Raw genomic sequence first — 12750 nt, 5'->3', positions numbered from 1 at the left:
CTTCACAAAGGAAATGAAATGCGTTTGATCTATGGAATGTCGTTTGCGGTTGCTGCCTTGTTGTTCGTCGGCGTAACGGGCTGCGGCGGCAACGAAGCCCCGGCGACGGAAGAGCCGGTTGCCGAAGTGTCGATGGGCGATCACAGCGGTTGGTGGTGCGTCGAGCACGGCGTCCCCGAAGAGGAGTGTCCTTTGTGCGACACGAGCTTGGTCGGCGACTTTAAAGAGAAAGGCGATTGGTGTGACGAACACAATCGCCCCGACTCGCAATGCTTCACCTGTAATCCCGACAACTTCACCCAGTTCGCCGCTCGCTACGAAGCTAAGTTCGGTGAGCAGCCACCTCAACCGACGGAATAGACATGGCCGATTGCGGATGCGAATTGGAAGCCGAGAACGACGCACAGCGAAGTACGCTGCGCGTCGTTCTGGTCATCAACGCGGCGATGTTCTTAACGGAGATCGTGGTCGGGATCGTTGCCGGTTCGACGGGCCTGATTGCGGACTCGCTAGACATGTTGGCGGACGCCAGCGTGTACGCGATCAGTCTTTACGCCGTTGGACGAGCGGCCCGCATCCGACGTGGTGCGGCAACCGCCAGCGGAGTGTTGCAACTAATTTTGGGCATCGGTGTTCTTGCCGAGGCTGGCCGACGATTCGTTAGCGGCGGCGAACCTGTTGGTCTCTTGATGATGGGAATGGGTGTGGTCGCCCTGACCGCCAATTCGTATTGCCTACGTCTGATCGCCAAGCACAAAGGCGGCGACGTCAACTTCCGCGCCTCCTACATCTTCTCCGCCAACGATGTGATCGCCAACATCGGCGTCATCATCTCCGGCCTGATCGTCAAGCTTAGCGGCTCACAAATCCCCGACCTGATCATCGGCATCCTAATTGCGGCCGTCGTGGTTCGCGGGGGAGTGAAAATTTTGACAGACGTCCGGCAGGAAACGTAATGCCGTTACCACAGTTTGATGGCGACTGGCCTGACACCGTAATCCCTACAGCCGGAACTTCGACTCGCGTTTCACGTTTGGTCGTGAGGTTTGTGCCTGATGTTTCGGTGTTGATGAACCGATGGAACAAGTGGGCTGGTCTGTATTTTCATGGAGGGAGACGCGGTGATCGCGAACGATAGGACCAGTACGCGCCGACGGCGGGCGAAACGCTTGTTGTTGTTGGCAGCTTTGGGTTTCACGAGTGGCTGTCAGTCGGTTGGGCAGAATGTTGCTCAGTCGACGCCGAATGAACGCTTCTCGACAACGAATCAAACGCGGGCTGATGATCGGACCGTTGCGGTTCAGACAGTCGCGTTCACCGAAGACGGTGATGCTGACGACTTGCGGGCTGAAGATCTCGACGAATTGGACGAACTTGACGTTGAGCTTGAAGATGTCGATTCGGAAGATGCTGAGTCCGCCAATGATCCCGCGTCTCTACGCGACGCGATGGCTTTGGACGCGGCGAACGAGACGGCCGAAACCGATCCGGTCATTCAGGACCAGTATTCCTATGGTTTTGAGCAACCTATAGGGCTGACGCTTGAGTCCATTGAGTCGATGGCGTTGGGTTCGCATCCGGCCATCGCGGAAGCTCGTGCTCGTGTCGAATCAACGCGCGGGCAGTATGTCCAAGCCGGTTTGCCGTTCAATCCGGTGCTGCAATATCAGTCGGATGAGATCGGCAACGAAGACTCCACCGGTCTGCATTCGGTGCAGATGTCTCAGCAGTTCGTCACCGCCAACAAGCTGGGGATTGCTCAACAGGTTCAGGCCCGCGAGATCCAAAAACAACAAGCCGCTCTACGAATTGCGGAGCTTCGCGTTTTGACTCGCATTCGTGCTGCGTTTGCGACAGCCATCGTATCGCAGCGAAGGGCCGAGATTGCTAACCAGATTGTCGAGCTGGCTGAGAAGTCGATCGAGTCAGTGAATGCCCTATTGGAAGCCGAAGAGGTCTCCAAAATCGCTTTGTTGCAGGCTCGTGTCGAAGCCGAGCAAGCGCGGATTACGGCGGAGAACGCTCGAACGCAGTTGCAAGCCAACCTGCGGACACTTGCAGCGGCTGCCGGGATGCAAACACTGCCGCCCGGACCGCTCGGCGGCAACGTGGGTGACGATCTGACCGCCGCGCCGTGGGAATCATTGCTCGCCGATATCTCGACCAACAGTCCCGAACTATCGCGGGCCGGATCGGAGCTTGAGCGAGCCAAGTGGTCGTTGCAACTCGCCTGTGCGCAAGTGACTCCGAACGTGACGGGAACTGTCGGCGTTGGTGTCGATGCCGCTACGGACGATACGTTCGCGGTCATTGGCGTCAGCGTTCCGCTTCCCATTCGCAACCGCAATCAGGGCAACATACGCAGTGCCCGAGCCGACATCGCCGCGGCGTCAGCGGCGATCCAGAACACGCAACTCAGCCTAGAAGCCCGGCTTGCCGAAGCCGTCGGCCGCTACCAAGTTGCGTTGGAACGCTATACACGATTGCAGGAATCTGTCGTGCCGACCTCGGAGGAAACGTACAAGCTATCGCTGGAAGCGTTTGATGCTGGCGAAACCGATTTCCTACAACTGTTAACAGCACAACGAACGCTCTTCACGACGCAATTGAACGTCTTGGATGCCGCCGGACAAGCCAAACAAGCTGCTGCCGAGATCGAGGGTCTGCTGGTGACTTTGAGCCTGTGAAGACACCGCAACTCGGATAGCTAAGGTGGGGAGTCTGACGAAACATTGATAATTCGGTTGAACTGGTCTGGTCGTTTCCACCGTATCAACCGATAATACCGGTGTACCGTACCCGAAGGATGTTTTTGTGTCTGTCGTTTGTCGTCTCACCACCGTCGCCGCATTGCTGCTGCACCTGATTTTCGGGTGTTCGCTGCATCATGCTGACGCGTGTGGGCACCACGACCATGACGGATGCCAGCACACCTGTTTAGCGGCTGATTCACCAAGTGTCCCAGACGATCACGTGTGTGGCCACGACCACGAGCATGATTGCTCGGGTGAAGACGAGACGGTCGAGTCGATCGACAATGCGGGCGACTTAACGGCTCCGTGTTGTGCCTGCGAATCGCAACCCTGTGATGGGAACCATCCGGGGTGCCATGGCGTCGTCGAATGCAGTTTTGTGCCTTCAAGTGATGTCGTGTTCATCATTGATGCTCCGTTGGTCGCGTTCGTGACTTATGAGCACGATCCGATGATGAGCTTCATTGGTTCGCTATCGACTCGTCATTTGAATCAGCGGTCGCCGCAGGTTGCGACGGACTCTCTTTCTCACTGTGCTTCTCTCTGCACGTGGATCATTTGATTGAAGATTGTTGATTGAAGATTGACGATTTGGAGGGGCGTTCGCGCGTCGCCAGATTGTTGAATCCTTCAATCCTCTTTTGAAATCTACATTCTTCAATCTCAAATCATCAATGGTTCTGCATGTCCACGCTAAAAGCTTGGCTGGTGCGCCTGCGCGGCCCCGTTTTGACCGTCCTGGCGATGGCCATCGCTATCGTCATCGGCGCGTTCGCCTTCACCGACTATCCACAACAACTTGGTCTTGTCACCGCGTCGGTCGATAAGTCCGATCCGCACGCGGGTCACGATCACGGTCCCGGCGAACACGATGACCATGATGAAGATGGCCATGACGAAGACGACCACGCCGGACATGATCACGAGGGTCACGATGCGGCCCAGTCGATCGAATTGAGCCAACAGGCTCGTGCGAACTTGCGGCTGAAGACGGAGGCCGTCACGGTCGGTCCGTACACGAGCTACATCGAAGTCCCCGGCATGGTGACGCGATGGCCCGGTGAGACGCATGTTTCGATCACGTCGCCACTGACGGGCGTCATTAACGCGATCAATATCTCTCGTGGCGAGATGATTAAGAGCGGCGAGCCGTTGTTCACGCTTCGACTGACGCATCAAGACCTCGTCAATACTCAAGAAGACTTCCTTTCGCAGCTTGGGCAATTGGATGTCGAGGAGCGGGAGATTCAGCGGCTGACTTCCGCATCCCGTTCGGGCGCGATCGCTGGGAAAACGCGAATCACTCGCGAGTACGAACGCGACAAATTGCAGGCGAAGGTCCGTGCGGCGAAGCAGTCGATGTTGCTGCACGGTTTGAGTGAAGACCAAATCGCAAGCATCGAACGCACTCGCACATTGGTTCGCGAAGTGGTGGTTACCGCACCGCTGATTCACGAAGACGACTCGCTCCATCACGACGCTTTGGAAGAAGCCGCTAACCGAGTCGCGGGCAACCCGACGGCTCGATTGGCCGCAATGCAACCGCCGCCGATGTCGCTGCCTTCGCACAATCACATTGACGCGGAGTTCTTGGTCACAGAACTGAATGTGCGACGTGGCGAATCCGTTGACGCCGGTCAGCAGATGGCTCAGTTGTCGAACTACAGCCGCTTGCTGATCGAAGGCCAAGCGTACCAGCGTGATGCAAGTCTGTTGCGAAAGGCCGCCGATTCGGGTGCCGAATTGCAAGCCACGATGACCGGTGCGGGCGACGAAGTCGAAACGATCACGGGATTGAACGTGGTCTACATCGGCAACGAAGTCGGCACCGAATCTCGATCGCTGCCGTTCTATGTCGGACTGACCAATGAGATCGAACGCAGCGAACAGCGTGGTGACAAACGCTACGTCAGTTGGCGATACAAGCCCGGCCAACGACTGACCGTTCGGCTTCCGCAGTCGCAAGTCGATGACGCCATCGTTGTTCCCAAGGACGCAGTTGCCGAAGAAGGCCCCGAGCGATTCCTATTCGTTGAGAACGGCGACCATTTTGACCGTGTGCCGGTGGAAGTCATTGCGTCGGACAGCGTCAACGTCGCGATCAAGAACGACGGGCAAGTTTGGCCCGGCCAGATGATCGCCGTTAGCGGTGCTCATCAATTGCAGATGGCGATGAAGAACCAAGCGGGCGGAGCCATTGATCCCCACGCAGGGCACAACCACTGAGTTGTTCGCTTTGCCAAACCAAATCATTGAGGGATCAAGATGCTAGATAAAATCATTCACTTCTCGTTGAACAACCGGCTAATCGTCTTGGCGGTTGCCGCGATCATGCTGGGCGTCGGTGCGTGGCAATCATTGCAATTGCCGATCGACGTGTTTCCAAACTTAAACCGGCCGCGCGTGGTGGTCATCACCGAAGCGCCAGGGATGGCACCTGAAGAAGTTGAGACGCTGATCACGTTTCCGTTGGAGACTACGTTCAATGGTGCCAGCGGCGTCGAGGCAGTCCGCAGCAGCAGCGGCATTGGTCTGTCAGTGATCTACGTCGAATTCGAGTGGGACACGGACATCTACAACGACCGGCAAGTCGTCAATGAACGTTTGCAACTCGCCGCTGAGCAATTGCCCGACGGCGTGAAACCAACGCTCGCACCGATCTCGTCGATCATGGGACAGATTCTCATGTACGGCATGTGGAGCGAAGGCGGCGAAACCGAACCGATGGAGGTTCGCACGCTGGCCGATTGGGTCGTCCGTCAACGATTACTGACCATCCCCGGCGTGTCGCAAGTCTTCTCAATGGGCGGCGGCCGGATGCAGTACCAAGTGCTGGTCAATCCAGACGCGCTGCGGGAATTCGGCCTGACCATGGACGATGTCCACACCGCAGTCAGTGAATCGAACCTGAACGCGACCGGTGGTTACCTGGATCAGCGTGGCGCGAACGAATTGCTGGTTCGTGGACTCGGGCGGATCACCAGCCTTGCCGACCTGAAAGAGATTGCGATCACACTGCGGGACGGTCGCCCGATCACTTTGGGCGATGTTGCCAAAGTCGTCGAAGGCCCGCAAGTCATGCGTGGCGATTCGTCCGCATATCTACGCACTGATGATGGAACGGTCGAAGGCGGCCCCGCAGTGGTTTTGACGATCAACAAACAGCCGGGCAGCGACACTCGCGCCGTCGATCAGGCGATTGCTGAAGCGTTAGAAGAATTGAAGGTGTCCCTGCCCGATGACATCCGAATCGCAAACGTCTACTCGCAGCGTTCGTTCATCGACCGAGCCATCGACAACGTCGTCGAAGCTCTTGCCGATGGCGGTGTGCTGGTCCTGGTGATCCTGTTCCTCTTCTTGCTGAACTTTCGCACGACGTTTATCACGCTCACCGCGATTCCGCTTTCCATCATCGCGACCGCGTGCGTGTTCGCTGCTTTCGGCCTGTCGATTAACACGATGACGCTCGGTGGGCTTGCCGTCGCGATCGGCGAGCTTGTTGACGATGCGATCGTTGACGTGGAAAACATCTTTCGGCGTCTGAAAGAGAACCGCCTATCGGAAGCACCACGACCGACACTCGCCGTGGTTTACGACGCCAGCATCGAGGTGCGGAGCAGCGTGGTTTACGGGACGGCGATTGTCGTTTTGGTATTCATCCCGCTGTTTGCTCTCGAAGGCATGGAAGGCAAGCTCTTTGTGCCGTTGGCGATGGGGTACGTTGTCTCGCTGATCGCGTCGCTGGGCGTCTCGCTGACCGTCACGCCGGTACTGGCATCGTTACTGTTGGTCGGCAAACGAGTCTGGCAAGTCGTGGTGCCGATTCTAGCTTTCGGCATCGCTGCCCTAACGATGTACTGGGTCGTTCCGCGTGCAATTCACATTCTGCATTTGCCGTTTGAATTGCCCGGCAATCCGCTGTGGTGGTCGCTCGTCCTGACGCCCGTGGTTTGGGTTCTGATTCAAGTGACCGAACGACTGCTCGGTGGTCCCGAAGCCGAGGAAGGCCGGTTGCTGGAGGGACTCAAAGGCATTGCCGGTTTGGCGATCAACTTCAGCACCAAATTCGCCGGTCCCGTGTTGGGCGTTGCGGCCGTCATGGTGGCGTTCGCATTGTTCGCGGTTTCGCAACTCGAACGTGACTTCTTGCCGCCGTTCAACGAGGGAGCCGTTCAGGTCAACGCGTTGCTGGCACCGGGCACGTCGCTGGCGACCAGCAACCAGATCGGGCAAAGCGTGCAAGAGGAGTTGTTGAAGATCGAATCGGTCAAGTCGGTCGCACGTCGAACGGGCCGAGCGGAGCTGGACGAACATGCCGAAGGCGTCAACGTCACGGAGTTGTTCTTGGAAATCGCTGACGACGCGGATCGTGAAGGCACGATCCAGCAAATTCGCGAAACGATGGAGGACATTCCGGGCGTGGTGTCGAGCACCGAGCAACCGCTGGCCCACCTGATCAGTCACATGATCTCGGGCGTCAAGGCGCAGATCGGCATCAAGCTTTTTGGTGACGATCTAGACGTGTTGCGAAACAAGGCGGAAGAGATGAAACGACGCATCGCGGACGTGCCAGGCTTGGCCGACGTGATGATCGAACAGCAGACCAACATTCCGCAGCTTCGCATCGAGCTGAATCGCAAAGCGCTGACGCAAAACGGACTGCGACCGGCCAACGTCATGGAGCTGGTCGAGACGGCGATGAACGGGCAAGTCATCAGCCAAGTTCTGCTCGGCCAACGCACGTTTGACCTGATGCTACGAATGGATGAATCGTACCGCGAGGACGTCACCAAACTCAAACGGCTTGCCGTTCCACTTCCCGGCGGCGGCACTCTGCCGCTGGAAGCGGTGGCGAACATCTACGAAAGCGGCGGGCCGAACATGATCAAGCGTGAACAAGTACGTCGTCGAATCGTGTTGCAAGCCAACGTATCCGAGCGGGGCGTTGTGGATGTTGTCAGCGACATCAAAACGCGATTGGCCGATTTGGAATTGGAGCCGGGCTACTTCATCGAATACGGCGGCCAATTTGAAAGCCAGCAATCGGCAACGCGTCGATTGATGATTCTTTCGGGCGTCGCGCTGTTGGGCATGTTCCTGGTGCTCTACACGCTTTTCGGCAACGTGAACTTCTCGATGCAGGTGTTGGTTGCTTTGCCAACCGCGTTCATCGGAGCCGTCGCGGCACTCGTCATCACGGATCAAAACCTGACGGTCGCAGCGATGGTCGGTTTCATCTCGTTGTGCGGCATCGCCAGTCGCAACGGCATCCTGCTACTGAATCACTACATCCACTTAGTCGAACACGAAGGCGAATCTTGGACTCGCGAAATGGTGCGTCGCGCAGGCCAAGAACGGATGGCTCCGGTGCTGATGACGGCACTGACGTCCGGCATCGGTTTGCTGCCGCTCGCACTCGCCGCGGGTGAACCCGGTAAAGAGATTTTGTACCCGATCGCCACCGTGATCGTCGGCGGTTTGCTGACCAGCACGCTGGCGGAGTTCTTCGTTCGTCCGGCGTTGTTTTGGACGATCGGTGTCGGCGCGGGCAAGCAGATTGTTCGCGATCAGGCGGGAGGCATGGGAAATGAGGATTTAGGAACGGGAAAAAATACTCTCAGTCCTGAACCTGAATTGGTCACAAGTTAGTTGTTCGTTCCGGTGCGTTGCCGGAGCGATGTTTTTTGGTTTGAAAAGGTTTCCACGGAGGATTTGAAATGTTGAATTTACGGATGATTGCAGTCGCAGCTTTGGTCGCATCGGTTTCGTTGGGAGGCATGTTGGCAAAGGCCGCTGAGCCAAACACGGCTGCCAAAGAACTGGTGTCGTATCGCTTGGAAAAGTGGAAAACCACGCACAGCGAAGGCGAGAAGGCGGACAAGTTGGTCGGCACGCTGAAGAAACTTCGCTGCGAAGTCAAAGTCGGCTCACACGGCGGACACATGGACGTCAACTACCGCTGTCCAAAGTGGCAGCAGATGGCTTTGAAGAGCCACGAAGAAGCTCACCAGTGGGAAGCATGGTTGAAGAAGCTCGGCTTCGAGACCCAGCACGCCCACTGACCGTTGAAGATTTGAGATTGGCGATTGCCGATTTGCAGTCGCCGGTCTCGCCTTCTCTTTCAATCTCCAATCTTCAATCGAAAATCTGAAATGAAATATCTATTCGCCCTGACCCTCTCTTGCTTCACTCTCCTCGGATGTTCCGAGAACGACGTGCAGGTCTCCGAAGCACCGCAAGCATCCGGCCCGGTCGAGATAGACGAAATGCCGCCGATGATTGAGATGGATGGGCATCCCGAGCACGGACCCCACGGCGGCGAGCTGGTCGAACTTGGCAAAGAAGCGTTCCACATCGAAGTGATGCACGGCACCGGAGCGGTCGCCATGTATGTGCTCGACGGTTCGGCAACGCAGCCGGTCCCGATCGAAGCCGACAAGCTAACCGTCAGCCTAAAGCACGATGGCAAAGTGAAGTCATTCGAGCTTCCCGCCGACCCGCAAGCCGAAGACGCATCGGGCAAGTCATCACGATTCACTTCAACCAATGCCGAGATGGACCAGTGGCTCGAAGCCGAGGCCGAGGGTGCGGTCATCGTGCAAATCGAAGGCAAATCCTACACCGGCAAGCTTTCGCATGCTCACGATCATGACCACTAAGAACGAGAAAGCCACGATTGATGATTGCCCCATCAAGCGGGAATACGATTTGCTCCAGTCGTTTGCGGTGTGTCACCGTAGACGGCAAGGCTCCCGACCCATCATACGACTAGCCCTCGTTGGGTCGGGAGCCGCTTTTATTGATAGACAAAAGACGACGAAACCATGATAGACAACAAGAGCCGTTTTCAGGTCAATGCAATCCTGCCTGGCGTTCACGACCAAGATGATCGGTGCATGGGCCGCTTCATCGACTTGATATCGGCGAAGCGTGGCGTCGACAAGGTTCACGTCATCGAAAACGAAGCCGAGTCGTCTGGCAACACCAAACCAGCCAGCTTTTGCATTCACTTTAATCCCGATGCCATATCGGTTTCCGAAGTTCGCCAGTTCGCTCATCAAGTCGGTGCAGAACTTGATCAACGGTACGGGCATTGGCATCAGCGAATCGAGCCGATGCACGCACGCCGAGCGTCCGCCATCGAGTCGCGGATAGCTCGCATCGAAGGTGTCATCGAGTCGGTTGTCTCCCCGGACGGTGCCGTTCGGGTTGAATTCGACCGTCAAACAACCGACGCCTCGTCGATCAAAAGGGCGCTGGATGAATGGTCATCGTCTGACCTGAAAGAACACGATGAGCATGAGGGCCATCGGCACGATGAAGAAGGTCACAAAGACGACCACAATCATTCTGGACACAACCATGCCCACGGCGGCATCTTCGGGCCGAAGTCGGAGTTGATCTTCGCGGTCCTTTGCGGTGTGTTTTTACTGGTCGGCTGGCTAATCGGAACCTTCGCGGAACTGAACCAGTGGATTCCGCTGGGTTGCTACATCGCCGCCTACTTCTTCGGGGGCTACTACACCGTCAGCGAAGCAATCGAAAAGATTCGGGCAGGGAAGTTCGAGATCGACTTCTTGATGATCGTGGCCGCCGCCGGTGCGGCTTCGCTGGGAGCATGGGCCGAAGGTGCGTTGCTGTTGTTCCTGTTCAGCATCGGACATGCCTTGGAAGGCTACGCGATGGGGCGAGCCAAACGTGCTATTGAAGCCTTGTCCGATCTAGCCCCCAAAACCGCACGAGTTCGACGCGACGGCAACGAATCAGAAGTTCCGGTCGAGGAATTAATCGTTGGCGACATCGTCATCATCAAACCCGACGAGCGAGTCCCGGCAGATGGTTTCGTGATCGCGGGCGAGTCCAGCGTCAACCAAGCACCGATCACGGGCGAAAGCGTGCCGGTCGACAAACGCCCCGTCGAGGACGTTGCCACTGCCGCATCCGATCCCGAGTCGCTTCCGCCAGAACATCGCGCCTTCGCTGGAACGATCAACCAATCGGGGTCGCTCGAAATTCAAGTCACCAAGCTCGCATCCGAAAACACGCTGGCTCGCGTCGTCACGATGGTCAGCGAAGCGGAAACGCGAGTATCGCCGACACAGAAGTTCACCAAGAAGTTCGAGCGATACTTTGTGCCGTCCGTCATAGCCGGTGTCATATTGTTGCTGTTCGCACCGCTGGTCATCGACGAAACCTTCAGCGAATCGTTCTACCGAGCTATGGCGGTTCTGGTCGCCGCAAGCCCCTGTGCGTTGGCGATCGCAACACCCAGTGCGGTGCTCAGCGGCGTCGCCCGAGCGGCACGCGGCGGCATCCTCGTCAAAGGTGGCGGGCCACTGGAAAGCCTCGGCAGTCTGGACGCGATCGCGTTCGATAAAACTGGAACGCTCACAGAAGGCGAACCTAAAGTCACCGATGTTCGCACCGCTGAAGGTGTCGATGAAACCGAATTGTTGCGCACCGCGATCGCGGTGGAAGACCTCAGCAAACATCCACTTGCCAAGGCAGTTGTCCGCGATGGAAAGAAGCGATTGAGCGAAGGGCAGTCAGTTCCGGTTGCCACGGAATTAAAAAGCATCACGGGACGCGGCATCCAAGCGACGGTCGAAGGCGACATCGTTCACATCGGCAATGACGATCTGTTCGCCGAAGTCGCCGGGCCGCCGCTGCCAGAAAGCATTCGCGAGGTTGTCGAGTCGCTCGAAGAAAACGGACGCACAACGATGATCGTCCGGCGCGGTGATCGTTACCTCGGCGTCATCGGTTTGATGGATACACCCCGCGAAGCCTCAAAGCGAACCATCTCGCGGCTTCGCGAACTCGGCATCAAGCGAATGATCATGATCTCAGGCGACAACCAGAAGGTCGCTGACGCGGTCGCCAAGGAAGTCGGCCTCGATGAAGCAAGAGGCGACCTGATGCCCGACGATAAGGTCAACGAAATCAAGAAGCTGCAAAGCGAAGGCGGCGTCGCCATGGTCGGCGACGGAGTCAACGACGCACCGGCGATGGCATCCGCCTCCGTCGGCATCGCAATGGGAGCCGCCGGTAGCGATGTCGCCCTCGAAACCGCCGACGTCGCTTTAATGGCCGACAACCTCGACCACTTGCCGCTGGCCATCGGACTCAGCCGCGCAACCCGCCGCATCATCCGTCAAAACCTCTGGATGAGTCTCGGCATGGTCGCGTTCCTCGTGCCGGCCACGATCCTCGGCCTTAACATCGGCCCCGCGGTTGCATTGCACGAAGGCAGCACGCTCGTCGTCGTCTTCAATGCACTGCGTTTGCTGGCGTACAAACCTCGAGGTGAGTGACCACTATCGAGAAGCCATCGCGGTTGTCGCTTCACCCTCCAAGTCCGCAATCAATTGTTTCATCTCAGCGATTTCTCGTCGTTGAGCTTCGATGATCTCGTCGGCGAGTTCGCGGACTCGGGGGTCGCTGATTTCGGCTCGTTCGCTGGTCAGGATCGCGATCGAGTGGTGGGGGATCATGGCTTTCATCCATGACACGTCTTGGACGGTTTCCTGGCTGCGGACCAACCACAGTGTTCCAAGAAAAACCACCGTGCTAGTTGCAAAGATACCGATATTGGCCTTCTTGTTTTTGTACATGCCCAGCATGAATCCGAGCATGATCATCGCCATCGCCGCCCCCATCAGCAGAGCCATGTAGAAACGCGTTTCGCTCCAGAAGACGTGATCGAAGGCGTAGGTGTTCAGATACATCAATCCGTACATGACCGTGGTCGATGTGGCGATCATGCCGGCGAATAGTTTGTAGGACATGGGGAGTTCTCCATCGGGACCGCGGCCGAATTTCCATGGTCAAACCGATTGTAGAGCGATGGTGGAAATATGACCCCGTAGGATAGGCAAGTGACGTGCCGAACAACTAACAATCAAATGACTGAAAGTGAAGCACGAAACAAAACACGAAAAAACGGCTGCATTGGATTGTCCAATGCAGCCGTGGCGTGATGTCAGTTGTTTGTGGC

General features: G+C 57.1%; 10 protein-coding genes. 9 read left to right on the top strand and 1 reads right to left on the bottom strand.

What is annotated here, in order from left to right; translation table 11 throughout:
- Nucleotides 1-18 precede the first annotated feature (18 nt).
- The 9 genes from SV7mr_RS14930 to SV7mr_RS14890 all read left to right on the top strand — a co-directional run bounded on the left by SV7mr_RS14930 (nucleotide 19) and on the right by SV7mr_RS14890 (nucleotide 12067).
- Nucleotides 19-360: an RND transporter gene (locus SV7mr_RS14930; RefSeq protein ID WP_145273703.1), complete on the top strand. Its 342-nt coding sequence runs from the start codon at nucleotides 19-21 to the stop codon at nucleotides 358-360.
- Nucleotides 361-362: 2 nt separating this feature from the next.
- Nucleotides 363-956, top strand: a complete 594-nt coding sequence (locus SV7mr_RS14925; RefSeq protein ID WP_145273700.1) for a cation efflux transmembrane domain-containing protein — start codon at nucleotides 363-365, stop codon at nucleotides 954-956.
- 165 nt (nucleotides 957-1121) lie between these two features.
- Nucleotides 1122-2687 carry a TolC family protein gene (locus tag SV7mr_RS14920; RefSeq protein WP_419187416.1) on the top strand — a complete coding sequence of 522 codons (1566 nt, stop codon included), beginning with the start codon at nucleotides 1122-1124 and terminating at the stop codon, nucleotides 2685-2687.
- 127 nt (nucleotides 2688-2814) lie between these two features.
- A complete protein-coding gene (locus SV7mr_RS25445; protein ID WP_419187415.1) occupies nucleotides 2815-3315 on the top strand; it encodes a hypothetical protein in 501 nt (166 codons plus the stop codon).
- Nucleotides 3316-3437: 122 nt separating this feature from the next.
- Entirely contained in the window at nucleotides 3438-4979 is a 1542-nt protein-coding gene (locus tag SV7mr_RS14910) for an efflux RND transporter periplasmic adaptor subunit (RefSeq protein ID WP_145273694.1), read from the top strand.
- A 39-nt stretch (nucleotides 4980-5018) separates the two neighbouring features.
- Nucleotides 5019-8402 (top strand): efflux RND transporter permease subunit, encoded by a 3384-nt coding sequence (locus SV7mr_RS14905; protein ID WP_145273689.1) that lies wholly within the window; start codon nucleotides 5019-5021, stop codon nucleotides 8400-8402.
- Nucleotides 8403-8470: 68 nt separating this feature from the next.
- Nucleotides 8471-8815, top strand: a complete 345-nt coding sequence (locus tag SV7mr_RS14900; protein ID WP_044303124.1) for a hypothetical protein — start codon at nucleotides 8471-8473, stop codon at nucleotides 8813-8815.
- Between the two features lie 90 nt (nucleotides 8816-8905).
- The gene (locus tag SV7mr_RS14895) at nucleotides 8906-9412 is read left to right on the top strand and encodes a hypothetical protein (protein WP_145273685.1); all 507 of its coding nucleotides are present in this window, start codon (nucleotides 8906-8908) and stop codon (nucleotides 9410-9412) included.
- A gap of 165 nt (nucleotides 9413-9577) precedes the next feature.
- A complete protein-coding gene (locus SV7mr_RS14890) occupies nucleotides 9578-12067 on the top strand; it encodes a heavy metal translocating P-type ATPase (RefSeq protein ID WP_145273682.1) in 2490 nt (829 codons plus the stop codon).
- Nucleotides 12068-12070: 3 nt separating this feature from the next.
- Here the strand turns inward: SV7mr_RS14890 and SV7mr_RS14885 are convergent, their stop codons facing one another.
- Nucleotides 12071-12541: a DUF305 domain-containing protein gene (locus tag SV7mr_RS14885; RefSeq protein ID WP_145273679.1), complete on the bottom strand. Its 471-nt coding sequence runs from the start codon at nucleotides 12539-12541 to the stop codon at nucleotides 12071-12073.
- Nucleotides 12542-12750: the final 209 nt, after the last annotated feature.

The sequence above is a fragment of the Stieleria bergensis genome (assembly GCA_007745635.1).
Lineage (GTDB): Bacteria > Planctomycetota > Planctomycetia > Pirellulales > Pirellulaceae > Stieleria > Stieleria bergensis.
This window is presented reverse-complemented; position numbering and strand designations above follow the sequence as displayed.